The 22,361-nt window shown below is 70.9% G+C and carries 19 protein-coding genes; 17 read left to right on the forward strand and 2 right to left on the reverse strand.

The window, feature by feature from the left end; all coding sequences use genetic code 11:
* The first annotated feature begins 324 nt into the window (after positions 1-324).
* The 6 genes from FB454_RS20110 (at position 325) to FB454_RS20135 (ending at position 5,022) form a co-directional block, all read left to right on the forward strand.
* Positions 325-573, forward strand: a complete 249-nt coding sequence (locus tag FB454_RS20110) for an SHOCT domain-containing protein (protein WP_030271497.1) — start codon at positions 325-327, stop codon at positions 571-573.
* 5 nt (positions 574-578) lie between these two features.
* On the forward strand, positions 579-1,235 hold the full coding sequence (locus FB454_RS20115) for a hypothetical protein (RefSeq protein ID WP_218105468.1): 657 nt from the start codon (positions 579-581) through the stop codon (positions 1,233-1,235).
* A 5-nt stretch (positions 1,236-1,240) separates the two neighbouring features.
* A complete protein-coding gene (locus FB454_RS20120; RefSeq protein ID WP_047890774.1) occupies positions 1,241-1,966 on the forward strand; it encodes a response regulator transcription factor in 726 nt (241 codons plus the stop codon).
* Positions 1,966-3,078, forward strand: coding sequence for a sensor histidine kinase (locus tag FB454_RS20125; RefSeq protein ID WP_036310736.1), 1,113 nt, complete (start codon positions 1,966-1,968; stop codon positions 3,076-3,078). Before FB454_RS20120 ends, FB454_RS20125 begins: the two co-directional genes overlap by 1 nt.
* Positions 3,079-3,344: 266 nt before the next feature.
* Positions 3,345-4,283: a F510_1955 family glycosylhydrolase gene (locus tag FB454_RS20130; RefSeq protein WP_030271505.1), complete on the forward strand. Its 939-nt coding sequence runs from the start codon at positions 3,345-3,347 to the stop codon at positions 4,281-4,283.
* A gap of 115 nt (positions 4,284-4,398) precedes the next feature.
* Positions 4,399-5,022, forward strand: a complete 624-nt coding sequence (locus FB454_RS20135; RefSeq protein ID WP_030271507.1) for a class I SAM-dependent methyltransferase — start codon at positions 4,399-4,401, stop codon at positions 5,020-5,022.
* 73 nt (positions 5,023-5,095) lie between these two features.
* Here the strand turns inward: FB454_RS20135 and FB454_RS20140 are convergent, their stop codons facing one another.
* Positions 5,096-8,071, reverse strand: a complete 2,976-nt coding sequence (locus tag FB454_RS20140; RefSeq protein ID WP_145823294.1) for a glycosyl hydrolase family 65 domain-containing protein — start codon at positions 8,069-8,071, stop codon at positions 5,096-5,098.
* 243 nt (positions 8,072-8,314) lie between these two features.
* Between FB454_RS20140 and FB454_RS20145 the strand changes: the two genes are divergently transcribed.
* Complete coding sequence (locus FB454_RS20145; RefSeq protein WP_013476056.1) at positions 8,315-10,372, forward strand: heavy metal translocating P-type ATPase; 2,058 nt, start codon at positions 8,315-8,317, stop codon at positions 10,370-10,372.
* 132 nt (positions 10,373-10,504) lie between these two features.
* Here FB454_RS20145 and FB454_RS20150 read toward each other — a convergent pair whose 3' ends face one another.
* Positions 10,505-10,951 (reverse strand): DUF305 domain-containing protein, encoded by a 447-nt coding sequence (locus FB454_RS20150; protein WP_013476057.1) that lies wholly within the window; start codon positions 10,949-10,951, stop codon positions 10,505-10,507.
* A gap of 171 nt (positions 10,952-11,122) precedes the next feature.
* On the opposite strand from FB454_RS20150, the gene FB454_RS20155 reads away from it, so the two are divergent.
* The 10 genes from FB454_RS20155 to FB454_RS20200 all read left to right on the forward strand — a co-directional run bounded on the left by FB454_RS20155 (position 11,123) and on the right by FB454_RS20200 (position 22,313).
* The gene (locus FB454_RS20155; protein ID WP_225319486.1) at positions 11,123-12,295 is read left to right on the forward strand and encodes a glycoside hydrolase family 3 N-terminal domain-containing protein; all 1,173 of its coding nucleotides are present in this window, start codon (positions 11,123-11,125) and stop codon (positions 12,293-12,295) included.
* Positions 12,296-12,620: 325 nt separating this feature from the next.
* Entirely contained in the window at positions 12,621-12,944 is a 324-nt protein-coding gene (locus FB454_RS20160) for an NADH-quinone oxidoreductase subunit A (protein WP_176739798.1), read from the forward strand.
* Positions 12,935-14,533, forward strand: a complete 1,599-nt coding sequence (locus tag FB454_RS20165; RefSeq protein WP_013476060.1) for a hypothetical protein — start codon at positions 12,935-12,937, stop codon at positions 14,531-14,533. Before FB454_RS20160 ends, FB454_RS20165 begins: the two co-directional genes overlap by 10 nt.
* Positions 14,526-15,458, forward strand: a complete 933-nt coding sequence (locus FB454_RS20170; protein ID WP_013476061.1) for a complex I subunit 1 family protein — start codon at positions 14,526-14,528, stop codon at positions 15,456-15,458. Before FB454_RS20165 ends, FB454_RS20170 begins: the two co-directional genes overlap by 8 nt.
* Before the next feature lies 1 nt (position 15,459).
* The gene (locus FB454_RS20175) at positions 15,460-16,023 is read left to right on the forward strand and encodes an NADH-quinone oxidoreductase subunit J (RefSeq protein WP_013476062.1); all 564 of its coding nucleotides are present in this window, start codon (positions 15,460-15,462) and stop codon (positions 16,021-16,023) included.
* Complete coding sequence (locus FB454_RS20180) at positions 16,020-16,322, forward strand: NADH-quinone oxidoreductase subunit NuoK (protein ID WP_013476063.1); 303 nt, start codon at positions 16,020-16,022, stop codon at positions 16,320-16,322. The genes FB454_RS20175 and FB454_RS20180 overlap by 4 nt, the downstream gene beginning before the upstream one ends.
* Entirely contained in the window at positions 16,319-18,259 is a 1,941-nt protein-coding gene (locus tag FB454_RS20185; RefSeq protein WP_013476064.1) for a proton-conducting transporter transmembrane domain-containing protein, read from the forward strand. Before FB454_RS20180 ends, FB454_RS20185 begins: the two co-directional genes overlap by 4 nt.
* Positions 18,260-18,263: 4 nt before the next feature.
* A complete protein-coding gene (locus FB454_RS20190) occupies positions 18,264-19,754 on the forward strand; it encodes a complex I subunit 4 family protein (RefSeq protein ID WP_013476065.1) in 1,491 nt (496 codons plus the stop codon).
* Between the two features lie 3 nt (positions 19,755-19,757).
* Positions 19,758-21,167: an NADH-quinone oxidoreductase subunit N gene (locus FB454_RS20195; RefSeq protein ID WP_030271518.1), complete on the forward strand. Its 1,410-nt coding sequence runs from the start codon at positions 19,758-19,760 to the stop codon at positions 21,165-21,167.
* 144 nt (positions 21,168-21,311) lie between these two features.
* A complete protein-coding gene (locus FB454_RS20200; RefSeq protein ID WP_013476067.1) occupies positions 21,312-22,313 on the forward strand; it encodes a C40 family peptidase in 1,002 nt (333 codons plus the stop codon).
* The last annotated feature ends 48 nt before the right edge of the window (positions 22,314-22,361 follow it).

Raw genomic sequence — 22,361 nt, forward strand, 5'->3', positions numbered from 1 at the left:
GGCAACCGCCGGTCGAGTGGGGCGCGTTCTGTCGATCTCGTAGTGGTTGAAGATCCTTATGATCACCCGTGGCACATGCCCGGTCACGGTCGATCTTGGTCTTGTCCAGGGGAGGACGCGGTCTTCGCCGACCTCTCGGGGAGGCAAGCCGATCGACACCGCCATCGGCCTTGCGTGCGTAGCCCATGAATGTGTGCCTATGCGGTGTCACCGCACGGTGAGCGGAGGCCTTGACGAAATCTTGACGGTACGCCGCATCGGTCGTTGAGACGCCGGTCGGAGCATGAATGGCGTAAGGCACGGAAGCGAGGTAGGGAGACGGCGATGATGGGCTACGGCTGGGGTATGGGGATGGGCGGTTGGATCTTCATGGCCCTGTTCTGGATCGTGGTTGTCGGGCTGATCGTCTGGGGCGTCGGCGTTCTGCTGCCCCGGGGCCGTTCGGAGCAGGGTGGCCGGCCGGAGCGGCCGGAGGAGATCCTCGACCGTCGGTTCGCCCTCGGCGAGATCGACGTCGAGCAGTACCGGCGGGCACGCGAGGACCTGGCGGCGGCCCGTTCGGCCCGGAGGTGAGGACGATGAGGCACAAGCGGGCGGCGCTGGCCGCGGCGATCGTCGCGGCGGTGACAGCGGTGACCACCGGGGCAGCCTGGGCGGCGGCCGATCCATCACCCCCGAACTGGAACATGATGGGCGGCCACTCCGGCCCCGGCATGATGAGCGGCGCAAGCATGATGGGCGGTTCCTACGGCCTGGCCGGTGACGGGCAGCGGGTGGAGTCGCTGGACCAGGCCCGTCAACGCGGGGCCGCGTTCGCCGACCGGCTCGGTCTGCGCGTCGGTGAGACGATGCAGTTCGCCAACGGCTACTACGCGGAACTGACCACAGCAGCGGGGCGCGGTGCCACGGAGGTGCTGATCGATCCGGGCAGTGGTGGGGTCAGCGTCGAGTACGGTCCGGCGATGATGTGGAACACCGGCTACGGGATGCACGCCCGCGCGACGACCGGGGCGGCGCGGGTGTCGGCGGCCGAAGCCACCACCATCGCCCAGCGCTGGCTCGACCGGCAGGGGAGGGGACTGGTTGCCGGCGAGGCCGATGAGTTCCGCGGGTACTACACCCTGCACACGCTGCGGGACGGAAGGCCGGTCGGGATGATGTCGGTGAACGCGTACACCGGCGCGGTGTGGGATCACACGTGGCACGGGACGTTCGTCACCATGAGCGAGGAATAGGTGCCATGCGGGTTGACGGGGTGGAGCCGGGCGCCGGGGGCGCCCGGTTCCGCGCGCTGGTGGTCGACGACGAGCCACCCCTGGTGCAGGTCGTCTCCGGCTACCTGACCCGGGAGGGCTTCGACGTGGTCACCGCCGCAGACGGCAACGCCGCCGTGGAGTCGGCCCGCGACACCGAGCCGGACGTGATCGTGCTGGACCTGATGCTGCCCGGTATCGACGGCGTCGAGGTGTGCCGGCGTGTCCGGGCGTTCAGCGACGCGTACATCATCATGCTCACCGCCAAGAGCGACGAGGTGGACAAGTTGGTGGGGTTGTCGGTCGGGGCCGATGACTACCTGACGAAGCCATTCTCACCCCGGGAGCTGGTCGCCCGGGTGCGCGCCATGCTTCGCCGCCCGCGTACGCCTTCGGCCGTACCGGAGACCCAGGTCCGCCGATTCGGCGACCTGGAGATCGACGTGGCCGGGCGGGAGGTCCGCGTGCGCGGCCAGGATGTTGAGCTGACGCGCACCGAATTCGACCTGCTCGACGCGCTCAGCGCGCAGCCCCGGGTGGCGTTCAGCCGGCGGCAGTTGCTGGACCATGTCTGGGGCGGCGACTGGTACGGCGACGAGCACGTCATCGACGTGCACGTCGGTAACCTGCGTCGCAAGCTCGACGACGACGCCACCCAGCCGCGCTACGTCCGCACCGTCCGTGGCGTCGGCTACCGGATGGGTCCGGGCTGATGCGGCCCGGACTGCGAACCGACCGGCTCTCGACCCGGCTGTTCATCGCGCAGTCGCTGATCGTGGCTGCCGGGGCGGTCACCCTGGTGCTGGTGGCGTTCGCCGTCGCGCCGGCCCTGTTCCGCAGTCACCTGCACCGCATGATGGGCATGTCCGCCGGCATGACCCAGGATCTCGAGTCCGCCCTGATCGCCACGCTGCTCGTCGCGCTCGGTGTGGCGGTTGGCGCCGCTCTGGTGACGTCGTTGGCGGTGAGCTGGTTCATCACGCGGCGGTTGGCCGGTCCGCTGTCCGAACTCTCCGGAGTCGCGACCCGCGTCGCCGACGGTGACTACGACGCGCGGATGCCGCCGAGCCGGCTGGGAGCGGAGCTCGCCGCGGTGGATGACGCGTTCAACCGGATGGCCGCCACGCTGCAGAACACCGAACGGCGCCGGCTGGAGCTGCTCGCCGACCTCGCACACGAGCTGCGTACCCCGATCGCCACCGTCGACAGCTTCCTCGAGGGCATCGAGGACGGTGTCATCCCCGCCATCCCGGATACGTGGCGGACGCTTCGCGATCAGACCAGGCGGCTGGACCGCCTGGCCGATGATATCCACGGCCTCTCGCGGGCGGAGGAACGCCGGGCCGACCTGCGGGTCGAGCCGCTGGACGTCGACGTGGTCGTTGACGAGGCGGTTCGCGCCGCAGCCGCCGGTTACGCAGACAAGGGCGTCGTCCTCGAACACCGGGCCGGTCCCGCGCCGGCGCGGGCGCTCGCCGACCCCGACCGGCTGCGCGAGATCCTCGACAACCTGCTCGGCAACGCGCTCCGCCACACTCCCACCGGCGGAAGCGTCACGATCACCACCAGCTCCAGCGCCAGAGAGGCGGCCATCGCGGTCGCCGACACCGGCGAGGGCATCGCCGCCGAGCACCTGCCACACGTGTTCGATCGGTTCTACCGGGCCGACCCGGCCCGCAGCCGGACTACCGGGGGTAGCGGCATCGGGCTGACCATCGCCCGCGCCCTGGCCCAGGCCCACAGCGGCCGGCTCTCGGCCGCCAGCGCCGGCATCGGAGCCGGTGCCACCTTCACCCTCACCCTGCCCGCAATGCCGGCCCGCTGAGTTGCCGGCACGCAGGCGGGGGAAGCATGTGACGTGCGCCCGATCACACGTACGCGGGGATGCGGTCGGGTGCGTCTCCCACGCGACCGACGCCCCGCCCCTACTGAAGCCCGGGCCCGTTCTTCAGCGAATCTTCATGGTCTTCGGACGGGTCTTCCGCCGACTTCGCGTCATTGTTGGTGGGGGCGGAAGGTCACCCTGAACCCTGCCAGGACAGGGGCCCTCGGCCAGCAAGTTGATCAACGATGAGAAGGTGGACGCAGCCGATGAGCAGGACGTCGCAGCCGACGCGACCGAGCAGCAGATCCGGCTCCGCGCGTAAGGCGCAAGCCGGCGAGCCGCAGTCCGGGCCGACCCGGAAGATCGTCGTGACGGCGCTGGCCGCGCTGGCCGTCCTCTCCGCCGTGGTGGTGTTCGTCCTGCGGGACCAGGGCTCCTCGGCTGACCACGGCGCGGCGGGTACCGGGCACGACGGGTTCGGGCACGTGCACGGGGTTGCGACCGACCCGGGCAGCGGGGCCCTGTACGTCGCCACCCACGTCGGGCTGTTCCGCGTCGACGACGCGCACACCGCCGTGCGGGTATCGAAGGACGCCCTGGACCTGATGGGCTTCACCGTGGTCGGCCCCGGGCATTTCCTGGCCTCCGGCCACTCCGAGGACGGCCCGGCCAACGTAGGTCTGATCGAGTCGACCGACGGTGGGGTGACCTGGCGGGCGAAGTCGCTTTCCGGCGCGGCGGACTTCCACGGGCTGCAGGCCGCCCACGGCTCGGTGTACGGCTACAACTCCACGGATGGTGCGTTCATGGTGAGCGTCGACCAGCGGACCTGGGAGCAGCGGTCCCGGGTGGCGATGGGGGAGTTCGCGGTCAGCCCGACCGATGCGCAGAGCATCCTCGCGGTGGGGCGCGACGGGCTGCAGCGCTCCACCGACGGCGGCCGGAGCTGGCAGACGGTCGCGGGCGCTCCCGCTGTCGGCCTACTCGCCTGGGACCGCACCGGCGTGTGGGGGGTGGCCCAGGACGGAGCGATCTGGTCCTCGACCGATGGCGGGCAGCAGTGGCAGCGCCGCGGAGCGGTGCCGGGGCAGCCGCACAGCATCGCCACCGACAAGGGCACGCTCTTCGCCGCGCTCGCCGGTGACCGGGTCGTCGCCACCACCGACGCGGGCGCCACCTGGACCGACCGGTACGTGCCGCAGTGAGGTCGCCGGGCCGCTACCGTGGCCACAGCGGGTGCTCGCTGGCACTCAGGGTCCGGCGACGGCCGGCAGGTCGGTACGCCGGCAGAGTTGGTGCAGGTCACCTATCTTCGCCACCATGAGTGACGACGAGAAGCAGCGCCGCGTCTGGGACCGGCACGCCGCCGGCTACGACCGGCAGATGGCCTTCATCGAACGCCGCTTCCTGCGCGACACCCGGGAGTGGATCTGCCGGCAGGCCACCGGCGCCACCCTCGAGGTCGCCATCGGCACGGGGCGAAATCTGCCCTACTACCCGGACAGCGTACGGATCACCGGGGTCGAGTTGAGCCCGAGGATGTTGGAGATTGCGGGCCGGCGGGCCACCGAACTGGGCCGGGAGGTCGACCTGCGGCCCGGTACCGCCCACGACTTGGACTTTCCCGATGCCACCTTCGACACCGTCGTCTGCACCCTCTCACTCTGCGCCATCCCGGACGACCACCGCGCGGTCGAGGAGATGATCCGGGTCCTGCGCCCCGGCGGTCTGCTCCTGCTGGCCGACCATGTGGTCGGCGCCAATCGTCCCGTTCGGGCGATTCAACGCCTCATCGAACTGGTCAGCGTTCCGGCGGCCGGTGAGCATTTCCGGCGGCGTCCCATCCGTGACGTGGCCGCGGCCGGTCTGCACATCGAGCAGCATCAGCGCTTCGCCGCTGGTGTGATCGAACGCCTCGCAGCCAGTAAGCCGGCCGGCACGTGAGGGAGATTCCCGCCCTGCCCAACTTGTCCGTCGAGGGGTTCCGCCCTGACCAGCAAGGGTGCCAGCGGCGGCCTCAGCCGGTCAGGGAGATCGACACCTGCTGGCCTCCGCCGATGGTCTGCGGCGGCTGTCTCGCCACGTGAACGGTGACCGGTGCCGCGTTGCAGGGTGAGGCGATGAGGGCGAGGGCGCTGCCGGTGGCCGTGACGTGCAGCTGGTGGCCGCGGTAGGTGATCAGGGTGTGCAGCCGGGTGATCTCGTGCGGTAGGCGGGGGTTGAACCAGAGGGCGTCCTGCCGGGTCTCGATTCCCAGGTAGCAGCGTTCGGCCAGGTCGAGGGTTCCGGCCATGGCGCCGAGGTGGATGCCCTCCCGGGTGGTGCCGCCCTGGGTGTCGCGGATGTCGGCGGCCAACGCGTCGGTGAAGTTTCCGAAGGAGGCGGTCCGGTTGGTGCGGGCCTGCACCCAGGCGTGCACCACCCTGCTCAACGTCGATCCGTGGCTCGCCCGGTGCAGGTAGAAGCCGGCGGTGCGGGGCAGGGCCTCCGGTGGCCAGTGGTACCCCAGGCCGGCGAGCAGCTCGCGCAGTTCCTCGGCGGAGAGCAGGTAGAGCAGCATGAGCACGTCCGCCTGCTTGCCGATGCGGTAGCGGTTGGGGGAGTCCCCTTCGGCGGCGAGGATGAGGTCGAGCCGGCCGATGTTCCCGTACCGGCGGCGGTAGGCGTCGAGGTCGAGTTCCGCGAGGTCGGCGTAGCCGTCGAACTGGCTGATGATCCGGTCGTCGTGCCACGGCACGTACATCCTGGTGGTGATCTCGGCCCACCGCGCCAGCTCGCCGTCGTCGATGCCGAGCCGGTCGGGCAGGCTCGTGCCGTCTCGGCAGGCCAGCAGGTCGACCACCGCGAGGGCCTGGCGTAGCAGCCACACCGTCATCACGTTGGTGTAGGCGTTGTTGTCCAGGCCGGGTGCCTCGCGGTCGGGGTAGCCGTCGTGGAACTCGTCCGGGCCCATCACGCCGGTGATCTCGTACCGTCCGGTGCGCGGGTTGCGCCGCGCCAGGTCGGCGAAGAACCGGGCCGTCTCCAGGATCAGCTCCCCGCCATGCGTACGCAGGAAGTCCAGGTCCCCGGTGGCCTGGTGGTACTGCCACACCGAGTACGCGACCGCCAGGCCGACGTGCCGTTGCCGCGCCGACCGGTCCCGCATCCACCGGCCGGTACGGGTGTTGAACAGCTCCCTCGGCGTCTCCTCCCGGCCGTCGCTGCCGGACTGCCACGGGAACATCGCCCCCCGGCAGCCGATCGCGGCCGCGGCCCGCCGCGCGGCGTCGAGGCGACGCCACCGGTAGAGCAGCAGCGCGCGGCTGGCCTCGGGCAGGTGCAGCGCCAGCACCCGGTGGACGAAAACCTCGTCCCAGAAGACGTGACCCCGGTACCCCTCGCCGTGCAGGCCGCGCGCACCGACGCCGGCGTCGAGGTCGGTGACGTTCGGCGAGGTGGCGACCAGCAGGTGGAAGGTGTGCAGGTTGAGCTCCAGCGATGGCCAGGGATGGTCCGTGTGCAGCTCGATGTGGCTGCGTTCCCACAGCCGCCGCCACGCGCGGACCTGCTCACCGAGCAGTTCGGCGAAGGAGCCGGCCCGGGCCGCCGCGTCCCGGGACGCGGCGGCAGGTTCCGTGACCGCCCGGTCCTGGGAGGTGTGGTGGGCGGCGATCTTCTCCACGCGCAGCGGCTGGCCCGCGCGCACCGCGACCGTCCAGGTCTCCTGCGGACGACCGGGCAGCATGTCCACGCGCCGTTGTGCGTCCACGCGGACGCCGGCTTGGAACAGCCGGGTACGCACGGCGGTCGCGACCTCGACCCGGGACTGGGTCGTGCTGACCCGCAGCCACAGTCCGTCGTCGCCGTCTCGTCCCTGCCCGTCCGGGCGCAGGTGCCGGCCGGCCAGCGGCCCGTACTCGGCGACCTGCCGGTTGGCGACCCGACCGTCGATGCCCGAGCGCACCTGCAGCGTGCCCGACCAATTCTCCGGCACCAGCGTGGTCTCCAACGCGGACAGGTGCGGCGTCGCCATCGAGACGAGCATGCGCGACACCATGGTGGTGGCTCGGCCCGAACCGTCGACATGCCGGTAGCGGCGGTGCAGCACCCCGGCTCGCAGGTCGAGCGTCTGCCGGTGCTCGCTGACGCCGCGCGCGTCCGGTCTCACCCACCGCTCTCCGGGCCGTCGCCAGCGCAGCGTCAGCCAGTTCGGCAGGTTGACCAGGCTCTCGTCCTCATGGACGTGCTCATGCAGTCGCGTCCGCAGCCGGTTGAAGATCGCAGCGGCGTAGGTGCCCGGGTAGTGGCTGCGGCCGGCATCGGCCTCCGGTGCCGCGCCGCGGGTGGCCAGGTAGCCGTTGCCGATCGTGCACAGCGTCTCGCGGATCCCCTCCGTCGCGAGGTCGACGCCGGTGTAGTCGAGAAGCCAGCCGGCGTGCTCGGCGCCGGCCGTCGACGCCGGCTGCCACCATCGGCGTCGCATCGCCTGTTCGTCGACCGTCACGTACGCCAGACCGCGCAGCACCGGTTCCGCGCCGTGCGCCCGCAGTTCGGCCGCTGCCCAGGCCCCGCCGTACGCGATACCCACGACCAGCCCGAACCCGCCGCGACAGGCGGCCTGCACCCCCGCCGGCGCGCAATGCACCACCGCGGTTCGCGCCGGATGCACCCCGAGCAGCCTTGCCGCCTGCAGCAGGACCGCCGGGTCCGGCAGCCGCGCCGTAACCTCCTGGCCGTCTAGCACGAGGTCGGTCAGCTGGTCGATGCCGAATCCGTTGCCAGGCCGGCCGATGACTCCGGACGTCAGCCCCGACCGGCGCAGCGACCCGAGCAGGCTCTGCGCCTCCGCGACCATCACCGCAGTCGGCGGCCCCCAGGTGGCCGGTGGGTTGTGCTCCGACACCGCTGCCAGGTCGAACAGGACCGCGTCGAGACGTTCGAGGGGCAGGCGAAACCTGTCAGCACCGCAGCTGTCTCGCGCGTCGATGCCACTGTCGCCGCAAGTAGTCACCACCCGCCTCCACGAGCCTTCGGGTGAGGAGGCCCGCCCGGCAGGAGCCGCAGACCTTCCAGCGAGACCCTATCCGTGGCCAGGCCAGCCAGCGGCGGAATCGCTGAGATCCCACCGGCGCGCCGTCGCACCCGCGATGGTGAAGACCTGGGGCGTCGGCGCAGCGCCGCCCCAGCCGCTGATGTGCCGGGGCGGTGAGCGTGGCACCCGGCGGCCGCAGACAGGTTTCGGGAGGCGAGGCAGGTGCACCACGGCGGCGGGCAGCCCGGCCATGCCTGCGGCGGCGCCGGGACGCACCCGCAGCACGACAAGCACGCCGGCCACACCCCCGAGATGTTCCGCAGCCGGTTCTGGGTGTGTCTGGCGCTGACCATCCCGGTCGTCCTCACCAGCCGTCTAATCATGGACTGGCTGGGTTACTCGCTGGACTTCCCCGGTGTTTTGTGGGTTGGTCCGGTGCTCGGGTCGGTGGTGTTCTTCTACGGCGGTTGGCCGTTCCTCGTCGGCGCGGTCCGCGAGGTCCGCGACCGCGCCCCCGGCATGATGCTGCTGATCGGGATGGCCATCACCGTGGCGTACGTCGCCTCCGCGGCGACGAGTGTCGGCCTGTTCCGCCTGGACTTCTGGTGGGAGCTCGCCGCCCTGGTCACGATCATGCTGTTCGGCCACTGGCAGGAGATGAAAGCCATCGGCCAAGCCCGGGGGGCCCTGGCCGCGCTGGCCGCCCTGCTGCCCGATGAGGCCGAGCGGGTCGGCCCGGGCGGAGCCGTCGAGCGGGTGGCGGCGGCCGAGTTGCGGGTCGGCGACAGGGCGCTGGTCCGCCCCGGTGGACGCGTGCCCGCTGACGGGCACGTCGTCGAGGGCGGCGCCGAGCTGGACGAATCGATGATCACCGGCGAGTCGCGGCCGGTCCCACGTCGGGTGGGGGACCGGGTGGTCGCCGGCACCGTGGCCACCGACTCGGCGATCCGCGTCCAGGTCGACGCGGTGGGGGAGGACACCGCCCTGGCCGGCATCCAACGGCTGGTCGCGCAGGCGCAGGCAGCCGGTGGGCGGGCGCAGGCGCTGGCCGACCGGTTCGCCGCGTGGCTGTTCTACATCGCCACCGCCACCGCGCTGCTCAGCCTGATCGTCTGGTCCGCGCTCGGCCGGGTCGACCAGGCCGTCGTCCGTACCATCACCGTGCTGGTGATCTCCTGCCCACACGCCCTCGGCCTGGCGATCCCACTGGTCATCGCCCTGTCGACCAGCGTGGCGGCCAACTCCGGGATCCTGGTCAAGGACCGTCTCGCCCTGGAACGGATGCGCACCGTCGACGCGGTCCTGATCGACAAGACCGGCACCCTGACCAAAGGCCAGCACACCGTCACCGGCGTCGCCGCCGCCGACGGCACCAACGAGGACGAGGTGCTGCGCCTGGCCGCCGGAGTTGAGGCCGACAGCGAGCATCCCCTCGCCCGGGCCATCGTCGCCGCCGCCCAACGAGTCGGACCGGCAAGCGGCTCGGAGTTCCGGTCGCTGCCCGGCCGCGGGGTGCAGGCCACCGTGGCCGGGGCGGCATACGCGGTGGGCGGCCCGGCCCTGCTGCGGGAACTGCACGCCGACGTCCCTGCCGAACTGCGCCAGGCCGAGCAGGCGTGGTCGGCGCGCGGCGCCGCCGTGCTCTACCTGGCCCGCCTCGACGGCCCGCCCCAGCTGCTCGGCGCGCTGGCGCTCGAGGACGAGGTACGCCCGGAGGCCCGACAGGCCATCGCCGAGCTGCGCCAACTCGGAATTCGGAAGATCGCGATGATCACCGGTGACGCCCGCCCGGTCGCCGACGCGGTCGCCGCCGATCTCGGTTTCCGTCCCGGCGAGGACGAGGTCTTCGCCGAGGTGCTACCCGCCGACAAGGACGAGATCGTCGCCGGCCTGCAACAGCGCGGCCACCGGGTGGCGATGGTCGGCGACGGCGTCAACGACGCCCCCGCCCTCGCCCGCGCGGACGTCGGACTGGCCATCGGCGCCGGCACCGACGTGGCCATCGAATCCGTCGGCGTCGTCCTCGCCTCCTCCGACCCGCGTGGCATCTCCGCCACCGCCCGCCTGTCCAAGGCGTCCTACCGCAAAATGGTCCAGAACCTCGTCTGGGCCGCCGGCTACAACGTGGTGGCCATCCCCGTCGCCGCGGGCGTCTTCGCTTGGGCCGGTGTGGCACTCAGCCCGGCCGCCGCCGCCGTGCTCATGTCCGCCTCGACCATCGTCGTCGCCCTCAACGCCCAGACGCTGCGCTGGGTGCACCTCACACCACAGGACCACTGAAGACGCATGTCAGTCCTGTCAGTCGCTGGCGCTGGCAACGGTCGCCCCGCTGACCGTCACGGCGCGGTAGGGACGCGTCCGGGGGAGGTTGAGGGCCCAACCGGACCTCGGTCGTCCTCAGTGCCGACCCAGTCAGTAGCGGTCCTTGAGGATCTTCTTCATCTGTGTGATCTCTTCCTCCTGTGACTTCACGATCTGGTCGCAGAGCTCGATGATCTCGGGGTCGGTGATATCTGATTCCTGGCAGACCAGCACGGCCCGGGAGTGGTGCGGGATCATCGACTTCAAGAAGCCCTCGTTACCCACGAACGGCTCGGTGCGCACGGCAGCGAATCCGCCGATGAAGACAGCAGCGAACGCGATGTACAGCATGATGTTGAGACGCTTGTTGGTGAACATGCTGCTCATGACGCCCATCATGATCACGCCCATGATCGACACCATGATCAGTGACATGTAGAAGTTGCTCAGGTTGAGGTAGAAGTCGCCGAAGCGGCGGATCTGCGACAGGGTCAGGACGAACATGACGACCAGACTCACCGCCAGGACGACACCGAACCGAACATAGTTCTGCTTCATCGCTCCTCCGGAGTGGACAGCGTGGTGAGCATCGGGCAAGGGCCCTCAGTACCCGGGTAGACCAGATCCAACCGACGCAACTCTCACCACGCTTCGTCGAGGCGTCCCACCAGCGGATGACATCTTCTGGGTGAGGACGCATCGGGCGGGCATGGGTCCTAACGTGCGGGGGTGGACAGCGTTCACCTGCCCCGCCGGCTGCTGCTCGCCGGACTCGGCTCAGCTGCAGTGGCAGCCGTTGCCGGCTGCGAGTCGCACCGCGCCACATCCTCGACGCCCCGGCCAACGAGCAGCCCACGGCCGACCGGCGCATCGCGCGGAGCCGGGGCGGCGCTGCGGCGAAAGATCGCCAGCCTGCTCGTGGTCGGCTTTCGCGGCGCCCAAGCCCCGAACTGGATCATCAAGGCGGTGCGGGACGGTCTGGGCGGTGTGATCCTCTTCGACCAGGACCTGGAGAGCAAGTCGGTGCGTAACATCCGCTCGCCCGAGCAGGTTACGGGCCTGGTGAATACCCTGAAAAGCGCCTCGCCCGGCCGGCTCATCGTCTCCATCGACCAGGAAGGTGGCCGTACCGCCCGCCTCAACCCGAGCAACGGCTTCCCGGCGACCAGGTCGGAGGCCGAGATCGGCGCGGAGAACTCCACGTCGGCGACCGGCGACTGGGCGCGAGGACTGGTGGCGGGGCTGACGCGGATCGGGGTCAACCTGAACTACGCCCCGGTCGTCGACCTGAACATCAACCCCGACAGCAGGGCTATCGGCAAGCTGGGTCGCAGCTTCTCGGCCGACCCGGACGTGGTCGTCAGCAACGCCACGGAGGAGATCCAGGCGCACCGGGCGGCTGGTGTGAAAACCTGCCTGAAGCATTTTCCCGGATCGGGTAGCGCCGCCGGAAACACCGATTTCGAGGTCGTCGACGTCAGCGACACCTGGCAGGTAAAGGAACTCGAACCGTTCCAACGGCTGATCCAGGCCGGCCTCGCCGACTCCGTCATGGCCGCCCACGTGCTGAACAAGCAGCTCGACCCGGCGTACCCGGCGTCGCTGTCAGCCGCGACCGTGACCGATCTGCTGCGCGGCCGGCTCGGCTGGCGCGGGCCGGTGGTCAGCGACGACATGCAGGCGGTCGCCATCACCGACCGGTACGGTGCCGCCGAGGCGGTCGCCCTGGCGTTGCAGGCCGGCCTCGACCTGCTCGTCTTCGCCAACCAGCAGGTACACAACGAGAGAGTCGTCGAGGAAACAGTCGACACGATCACCAATCTCGTCCGGGCCGGGCGCATCACCGAGGACCGCATCGACCAGTCCGTCGCGCGAGTGGATTCCCTCCGCCCGAAACGCTGACCGAGGTGCTCCGGGCACGCTCCAACCCGTGTGCGTGCTCGCGGCACAACATGCGTCGGCTACTACCTCATGATAGTAGAAGTGGGTGAGGAGACGGCTGGATCGGCAGACGCCGGACCCGACGATGGGCTTGTCACGTGCCGGGTGAGGGTCCGGTAAGGCAGGGCACCCTCTGATTTCGGCCCAAGATCTCGCACAGTGCCTGACGGCGAGCGGCGAAGGGAGACAGCACCGGCCGGCGGGGCCCCGGATGGCCGAGCGCTCGGTGAGCAGCTTGGGAGTCAGCAGCGCGGAGGGAAGCGGAATGTACGCAGGGGCAGCGAGCATGGCCTTGGTGGCCGCGCTCATTGTCGGCGGTCTGTACCTGGCCCACCGGGCTTTGGCGATCGCTGCCTCACCGCTGGGGAGCGTGCCCTTCCAGTCCGGGTGGCAGCCTGAGGAGCACGCGTTGTCGCGCTACCACGTTCGGTGGTACCTGGCCACGCTGCTCTTTCTCGCGTTCGACGTGGAGATGCTGTTCATGTACCCGTGGTCGGTGGTCGTCGCCCGGCTCGGGGCCACAGCGATCGTCGAGATGTTCGTCTTCCTCGGGGGAGTCTTCCTTGCGGTGCTGTGGGCCTGGCGGGAAGGCGCGCTGCGATGGGTCTGAGCGACGCGGTGAGTCGGCTCGCCGTCCGGCACGCGCACGTGCTTGTAGCAGAGGCGCCGGGGCACTGGGTGACCCGGGCCGCGGTCGAGCGCCACGTCCTGGCGCGCGGCTGGCGGCTGGCTTTGTCCCCGGCAGAGGCCGACATCCTGGCCGTCTGCGGCCCACCGCCCTCGCAGCTGGCGGAGCCGCTGCACCGGCTGTGGGAGCAGATGCCCGGCCCGCGGGCTCGCATCGATGTCGAATCCCCGCATGCCGTCCCGCCCGCCCTCGTCCTAGCGCAGGAAGATCTGCTCGACCTCAACCGGCAGCGGACCGACAGCCAGGACCGGTCATCCGGCCACACCGCGATCGGCCATGCCCACACCGGCGACCAGCTGCCCCACGAACGGCACGCGCCACAGGAGCACGCCGACCACACCCCGGAGCGCCGCCATGGCGGCGGACAGCAGGACGAGGCGGCCCATGAGCCGCACGCCGACCACGGCAACGGCGCCGACTCCGCGGGAAGCCAGGAACGTCCACACCGCGCAGCGCCGGCGCATGAGGGGCACGGCCACGTCGGCCACGAGGAACCGCCACGCGGCGGCGGTGAGCACGCCGACGACGACGGCGGCCAGGGGCATGGCGATCACGGCCACACCGAGCATGGCGACCACGACCAGAAGGCGGCCCGTGGGCAGGCGGGTCATGGTGGTGGTGCGGCGCACCCCGGGCACGAGGACCTGCCCTCTGAGGGCCACGGCGACATGAGCCATGCCGGGCACGCCGCCCACGCCGATTCTGAAGACGTCCATCACAAGGGGATGGGGCAGTCTTCCCACGGCGCAATGACGCACGAGGGCCACGGCGGAATGGAGCATGGCGGCATGGCCCACGGCGGCATGGAGCACGGGGGTATGGACATGGCCCCCGGCGGTATCCCGCTCGCCTCCGGCGGTGAGGACCGCGACGGCTTGGAGATGGACTTCCTGCACCTGCGACTTGGCCCGGTCCTGGCGTACTGGCCGGCGGGCCTCGTCCTGCGGTGCACCCTTCAGGGTGATGTCATCGTCGATGCGGAGACCAGCCTCGTCACCGCGACCGATCCCGCCGCCGAGCCGGAGCGCCGGTACGCGCCGGAGGACCTGCGCCGGTTCGCCGCCAGACGCTGCGACAACGCCGCCAGCCTCCTGGGCCTCGCCGGCTGGGGTGATGCCGCCTCCCGCGCTCGGCGTATCCGTGACGCCCTGCTGTTCACCGATGACCGTGACGGGCCAGCAGGGGAACTCGAACGGCTGCGCCGCGTGGTCGGCCGGTCGTGGTGGCTGCGGCGCTCACTGCACCGCATCGGGCCACTGGATGCGGACGACCTCGCCCGCCGGGGTCTGCCGGCCACCATGGCAGGCGACGTGCGTGACCGGCTGCTGGCCATGCTCAATCACGCGGCGAACAGTATCGGCGGCCAGCGGCCCGCTGGCTCGTCGCTCGGCGTACCCGTCGACGCGATCCCTGATCTCGTACGCGGGTGGGACCTCGCCACCGCCCGCCTCATCGTCGCCAGCCTCGACCTCGACCCCCTCGTCACGGACCGCGAGGTGAGTCATGCCTGACGTCACCGTGCTCCCCGCCGGCTGGGCGCTGGCCGCCGCAGCACTGCTCGGACTGTTGGCGGCCGCGGCCGCCGCCTTTGACGGGTTCCTGGCCTCATGGGCATCCGGCGCAAGCTCCTCAGGGCTGAGTCAGCCGTTCGGTGAGGTGGCCCGGCTGATGCGCCAGCGGCGGCGGACCACGGTAGCGGGGGACAGCCTGCTGTGGCGTATCGGCGGGGCGGGACTGCTGTTCATGGCGTTGATGATCATCACGGTGGTGCCGCTGGGGCGGTGGACGCTGTTCAACCTCGATGTGGGGGTGATCTGGTTCAACGCCATGGACGTTCTGGCGTGGGCGTTCGTGTGGCTGACCGGCTGGGGTGCCAACTCGGCCCACTCCCTGATCGGCGGTTACCGGTTCCTCGCCCACGGCCTGGCCTACGAACTGCCGCTGATGTTCGCGCTCGTGGCACCCGCAGTAGGTGCGTCGAGCCTGAACGTCGGGACGATCGCCGCCGCCCAGCAGGGCCTCTGGTTCGTCGTCTGGATGCCGGTGGCCTTCCTCGTCTTCTGCCTGGGCGTCCTCGCGATCGCCGTCTGGGGACCCTTCTCCCCGGCCCTCGGCGCCGACGTGGCCGGCGGTGTGACCGCCGAACTGTCCGGCGTCGACCGGCTGCTGTTTCAGGGTGGCCGGTACGCGCTGCTCGCCGCCGGGGCCGCGTTCGCGGTGCCGATGTTCCTCGGCGGCGGCGCCGGCCCGCTGCTGCCCGACTGGGCCTGGGTGCTGATCAAGACCCTTGCCCTGCTGGCCGCATTGGTGTGGCTGCGCCGCCGCCTGCCCGCGGTACGACCGGACGTGTTCATGGAGGTCGGGTGGATCGTGCTGCTGCCCGCGGTGCTGCTGCAGGACCTGGTCGTCGCGGTCGTCGCCGTAGGGAGGGGCTGAGGTGGTCACCCACGTCGTGTTCTGGGCCCTGGCGGTTGTCGCCGTGCTCGCCGGCGCTGCGGTGTTCGTCGTCGACTCGATGGCCCGCGCCAGCTACGCGCTCGCCGTGTCGTTCATCGCCGTCGGTCTGCAGGTGCTGCTGATGCAGCAGAACTACGTCGGGGTGGTGACGATCCTGATGATGGTCATGGAGATGGCCGTCATGGCGGTCTACATGGTCATGTTCATGGGCATGAACCCGGCGCTGATGCCGATGAGCATGGTCCACGACAACCGGCACGCCCTGGCGGTGTCCATCGGCGTGTTCGTCCTGCTGGCCGCCGGGGTGCTGCTCGTGCCGTGGCCCACGCGGCGCGGTGCCCCGCCCGTCGACGTCACCGAGGCGTTGGGGGAGGAATTGATGGGTCCGAAGATGCTGGTCATGACCGGCGTTGGGGCGGTCATGGCGGTGACCATCGTCGCCGGCGTGGTCCTCGCCGCCCACCGGACCCGCTACGACCGGTTCGGCGACGACCTGCGCCGGCGACCGGCCGACGACCCGCAGCCCGGAGGGGTCGGCCGATGACCCTGCAGACCGTGCTGCTCGTCGCGGCCGCGCTGTTCAGCGTCGGCCTCTACGGCGCCCTGTCCCAGCAGGTCGTCGTCATGGTGATGATGGGGCTGGAGCTGATGCTCAACGGTCTCATCCTGGCCGGCGCCGGATTCTGGTGGTTCCTCGCCCCGCACCCGTCCGGGCAGGTCCTGCTGCTGGTCATCATCACGGCGATGACCGTCGAGATGGCGATGGGCTTCGCCGTGGCCACCCACCTGCACCGGGTACGCCGCACCGACATGACCGACATGGCCGCGGACCTGTCCCGATGAACGGGCTTGCGCAGGCGGCGCTCTGGTCACTGGTGGCCCTACCGGCTGGCGTCGGCGCGTTGCTCGCGTTCGACCGGCGGGCTGACCGGCTCGCGGCACCCGTCGCGCTCACCGTTGCCACCGGGTCGGTGGCCCTGTCGGCGGTGGTCGGGGTGGCCCGGCCGCGGGTGGCGGCGCCGTTCCTCGCCGGCACCGAGTTCGCGCTCGCCGTCGACGGGCTCGCCGCCCTGGTGCTGCCGATGTTGACGGTGGTCACCCTGCTCGTGCTACTCGCCGCAGCAGGGGAGATCCGCCGCTCCCGGGCCCGCTTCCACGGCCTGATGCTGCTCTTCGCCGCCTCCGTCGCGCTCACCGCCACCGCGGCGACGCTGCCCACCCTGCTGTTCGCCTGGGAGATCATGGGCGCCGCCTCGTACGCCCTGATTGGGTTCTGGTGGCGCGACTCCGACCGGGTGTCCGCAGGCCTGACCGCGTTCGTCACCACGCGCGCCGCCGACCTGGGCCTCTACCTCGCCGCCGGCGCGGCCCTCGCGGGCGGCGCCGGTCTGGCGTTGCGCGATTTGCCCGACAGCAGCCCCGGCTGGCGGCACCTCATCGCCGCCGGGATGCTCATCGCCGCGCTGGGCAAGGCCGCGCAACTGCCCTTCTCGTTCTGGCTTTCTCGGGCGATGGCCGGCCCGAGCCCGGTCAGCGCGCTGCTGCACTCCGCGGCCATGGTCGCCATGGGCGGTTACCTGCTGCTGCGCGTCGAGCCGCTGCTGGCCACGACCGGGTGGGCGGGCCCGGCCACCATGTGGGCCGGAGCGGTGACGGCGCTCCTGCTGGGGGCGGTGGCGGTCGCCCAGCGGGACCTCAAGCAACTCCTCGCCGCCTCCACCTCCGCCCAGCTTGGTTTCGTGGTGCTAGCCGCCGGGGCCGGCGGGATCGCGGGCGGCGCGACGCACCTGATCGCGCACGCCGCCACCAAGGCCTTGCTCTTCCTCGCGGCCGGAGCTTGGCTGACGGCGCTGGGCACCAAGCAGCTCGCCGGGCTGCGCGGGGTCGTCGCTCGGTGGCCGTGGGTCGGGTGGACGGCAACCGTCGGTGCGCTCGCGCTCGCGGGGATGGCGCCGCTGTCGCTGTGGGCGACCAAGGACGAGGTCCTCGCGGCGGCCCTCGAGCAGTCGCCGTGGCTCTACGCGGTGGGGTTGGCCGCGTCGGCGCTCTCCGCCGCCTACGCGGGGAAGGTGCTGGTGGTCATCTGGCGGCGGGTCCCCCCCGACCAGCAGGCCGACGTCGACGCCCACCGGGACGAGGAGGAGACGGCCACCAGGCGGGTCGGCGTCCTACAGCAGGCGCCGCTGGTCGCGCTCGCGATCGGTGCGGGGTTCGCTGGCCTGCTGGCTCTGCCACCGGTCGGCGCCACGGTCGCGCGGACCGTCGGGCAGCCGGAGAAGTTCCACGTGTCGCTGCCGGAGCTTGGGGTGTCGGCGGTGATCGCACTGGTCGTCGTCCTGGCGGTCGCCCGCCGCCCGATCCCCGAGCCGCGCTGGGCGCTGCACTGGCTCGGGCTGGAGCCCGCAGCACGAGTCCTGGTCGTCCGACCGACGCTGCGCTGCGCCGAGGCGTTGGCCCGTTTCGACGACCGGGTCTTGGACCGGGCCGCGGTAGCCCTGGCGCGCACGGTGCTGAGCCTGTCCCGCCGGGCCGGCTCGTTCGACGACCGGGTCCTCGACCGGGGCGTCGAATTCGCCTCGGCCCGGACGCTACGGATGGCCGCTCGGGCCGGCCGGGCCGACGACCGGTGGCTCGACGGGGCGGTGGAGGCGTTCGCCGCCGGGATGCGCCGGCTCGGGCAGTTCGCGCGCCGGCCGCAGACCGGACAGCTCTACCAGTACTACCTACAGGCCGTCGTGGTGCTCCTCGTCGGTGTCGTCGTCCTCGTGGTGTTGGGGTGAACCCGTGCTCAGCGTGATTGTCTTCCTTCCCCTGTTCGCAGCGGTGGCACTGGTCGCGCTGCCGCGGCTGGGAGACACCGCGGCGCGCTGGACCTGGATCGCCGTGACCGCCGTCGATCTCGCGTTGATCGCCGTCGTCTGGTGGCGTTACCACACCCCGCCGACCGGTGAGCTCGCCTTCGCCGAGCGGGCGGCGTGGATTCCCGGCGTGAACAGCAGCTACCACATCGGTGTGGACGGGCTCTCGCTGCCGCTGGTGGTGATGACCGCCGTGATCTTCCTGGCCTGCGCGGTGTACGCACTGCACGAGCGACACCGGCCCCGAGGGCAGGCGGCGCTGTTTCTGTTCCTGCAGAGCGTCAGCCTCGGTCTGTTCGTCGCCGCCGACCTGGTCCTGTTCTTCGTCTTCTTCGATCTGTCCATCGTCGGCATGTACTTTGTCATCGCCGGCTGGGGCCATGGCAACCGGGCACACTCGGCGCTGAAGTTCTTCCTCTACACCTTCCTCGGCTCCCTCGCGTTGCTGGTTGGGTTCATCGGCCTGTACGTCGCTGCCGCCCCGCACACGTTCGACATGCCGGAACTCGTCGCCACGCCGCCGTTGCAGGGCCGGCCGGTCGCGGGTGGGCTGGTGCTGGCGGCGATCCTGCTCGGTCTGGCGGTGAAGACGCCGACCGTGCCCTTCCACACCTGGCTGCCGCCGGCACACACCGACGCACCGGCCGTCGGCTCGGCGGTCCTCGCCGGGGTGCTGCTGAAGATGGGCACCTACGGCTTCGTCCGCATCGCCATGCCGATGCTCCCGCAGGCGTGGAGGGCGTGGGCCTGGGTGGTCGTCGTCGTCGGCGTCGTGTCGGTGCTCTACGGGGCGCTCGTCGCGCTGGCCCAGTCCAACGTCAAACGCATGATCGCGTACACGTCGGTCAACCACATGGGCTACATCGTCCTCGCCGTCGGCGTGGCCGGCCTGGTCGCCGCCGACACCGCCCAGGCTCGCGGCGTGGCGGTCGTCGGGGCGGTCACCCAGATGGTCAGCCACGGCCTGATCACCGCGGCGCTGTTCCTGCTCGCCGGCGTCCTGCGGGACCGCGCCGGCACCTACGACATGCGTGACTTCGGCGGGCTCGGCGCGCCCGCGCCGACCTTCGCCGCGCTGTTCGCCGTGGGTGCGTTCGCCTCCCTCGGCCTGCCCGCCTTCTCCGGCTTCATCGCCGAGTTCCAGATCTTCACCGGCAGCGTCGCCGCGGCACCGGTCACCGCCGTCGCCGTGCTCGGCATCCTGATCACCGCGGCGCTGTTCCTCCGCGCGCTGCAACGCGTCTTCACCGGCGACACCACCGGCAGGTCCATCGGGTTCACCGACCTGCGCGCCCGCGAACTCTGGTCGGTCGGGCCGCTGCTGCTGCTGTCCCTGCTGATTGGGGTGCTGCCGCGCCCGCTGCTCGACGTCATCGAACCGGCAGCCCACGCCGTCGTCGGCCTGCTCGGGCGGTGACCGGTGGAAACGGAGATGATGCGACCGCTGCTGCTGGTCCCCGAGATGCTGCTCGCCGGCGGCGCCCTCGCCGCTCTGATCGGCGGTTCCTTCGTCCCCCGCCACCGGCAGTGGATCATCCGGATCTTCACCGCCGTCGTGCTCGTCGCCACGATCGTCGTCGCCGCGATCCAGTTGGGCGAGCCGGCGACGAGCGCCTTTGACAACTCGTTCGCCGTCGACACGGCCACCGGGATCGCCCGCATCCTCGCGGCGTCCGGCACCCTGCTCATCCTGGCGATCGCGGCCGACGAGATCTCCGGTACCGCGCGGGAGAGCGAAACCTACAGCCTGCTCCTGTTCTCCACCGCCGGCGCGGTGCTGCTGGCCGGGGCGAACGACCTGCTCGCCCTCGCCGTCGGGTTCCTGCTCGCCAGCATCCCGCTCTACGCGCTGATCGGTCTTGCCCACACCGCTGCCGGCGCCGAAGCCGCGCTGAAGACGTACCTGTTGGGAGCCTTGTTCGGGATCCTGCTCCTGCTGGGCGTCACCGTGCTGACCGGCCTGTCCGGCACCACCACCTATCCCGAACTTTCGCAGCGCCTGCCGGACATGCCCCGCGGGGCGGTCGCGGTCGCTGCGGTGGCTCTCCTCGCAGGGCTGATGTTCAAGGCCGGCGGCGTACCCGCGCATTTCTGGGTGCCCGACGCCGCGCAGGGCACCTCCGCCACCGCGGCGACGTTCCTGACCACCGTTCCGAAGATCGGCGCGCTGATCGCCGTCTTCCGACTCGCCGGCGTCCTTCCCACCTCCGTGTCCTGGGCGGTCGCGGTGGCTGTCGTGGCAGCCGTCAGCATGACCCTGGGAAACCTGGCCGCCTACTGGCAATCGGACCCACGCCGGCTGCTCGGCTGGTCCACCGTCAGCCAGGTCGGGTTCCTGCTCGTGCCCATCGTGGCCATTGGACGAAGCGACCTGGCACTGCCGTCGCTGCTGCTGTACCTGGCCGGCTACACGGTGACGAACATCGCCGCGTTCGCGGTCACCGCCGCCCTTCCGGAGCACCGCGACCTCACCGACTTCCGGGGCCTGGCCTACCGGCGGCCGGGGCTCGCCGCGGCCCTGCTGGTCGCCCTCCTCGGCCTGGTGGGCACCCCGCCGACGGCGGTGTTCGTCGGCAAGCTCACCACCGCGACCGCCGCCTGGGACGGCGAGTACGCCTGGCTCGCCGTCGTCGTGTTCGTCAACAGTGTGCTCAGCCTCTTCTACTACCTGCGCTGGATCGTTCCCGTGTACCGAGAGCCCGGCGACTCGGCGGTGACCTCCGAGGCCGTCCTGCGGCGCGTCACGGCGCGGACGGCCATCCTCGCGTCGGCCGTCAGCCTGGCGCTGGGGCTGGTGGCCGGACCGCTCTGGTACGTGGTCAGCCGCTAGCCCTCGGTGACACTTTGGCTGCTCGGGCCGTCCCCTCTTCAACTATCGGCCAATAGTAGGTAAGGATGTGGGCGAACCCGCCGCGGGTGGGGCCGCTACCGCGCAGCCCCGCCCGCTTCCCAAGGCCAGAAGGAGTCCGTGCTGGTGGCATCCCTGCCCCTTCGCCGTCCCCCCGCGAGCCACCCGCCCGTCCGTCGCGGCGGGCTGGCCCGCCGTGCACTCGTCCTGCTCGCGGCCGCTGCGCTCGGCGCCGGGCTCCTGGCGGCACCGGTCCACGCCGCGCCCTCGGCGGACGAGATCGAAGCGCAGATCGACAAGCAGTGGGAACAACTCGAGCCCACCATCGAAGGCTTCAACAAGGTGCGGGCCCAGCTGAAGGTCAACCAGAAGAAGGCGGCGGACCTCGAGAAGAAGATGGCCCCGCTGGAACTGGAGTCCGCGCTGGCGATGAACCGGGTCGGCGCTATCGCCGCCCGGTACTATGTGCGGGGCCCCTCGCAGGAACTGGGTGCCCTTCTGGTGAGCACCAAGCCTGGGACCCTCGCCGAACAGTTGGTGATCCTCGACCGGCTTGCGGCCCAGCAGCACCAGGAAATCGCCGGTGTGCTGGCTGTCCGCGACCGGTACCAGGCGCAGAAGAAGAAGCTGGACGAGCTGATCGCCGCGGAGGTCAAGCAGCAGGACGAGTTGGCGGCGAAGAAGAAGCAGATCGACGCCGAGATCAAACGCCTGACCGCGTCGCTGCCGAAGACGACGGTGAAGGTAACGGGCTGCCCCACTATCAGCGGCGTGGTCAGCAGCGCCGCGCAGACGGCGATCCGCGTCGCCTGCCAGCAGGTCGGCGACCCGTACGTCTGGGGGGCCGACGGCCCGGACGCTTTCGACTGTTCTGGGCTCACCCAGTACGCCTACAAGGCCGCGGGTATCTCGCTCACTCACTTCACCGGCGCGCAGTGGAACGAGGGTCGGCCGGTGTCCCGGGCCGACGCCCGCCCCGGCGACCTGATCTTCTTCTTCAGCGACCTGCACCACATGGGGCTGTACCTGGGTAACGGCCTGATGGTGCACGCGCCGCGGGCCGGTAAGCCGGTCAACGTCCTGAGCATCACCTACATGCCGGTCGCCGGCTTCCGCCGCGTCACCTGAACCGTCGGTCGATGACAGGAGGCTCCCATGGCCGAAGGCCGCGGGAGC

This window comes from Micromonospora sp. CNZ297, from assembly GCF_007827625.1.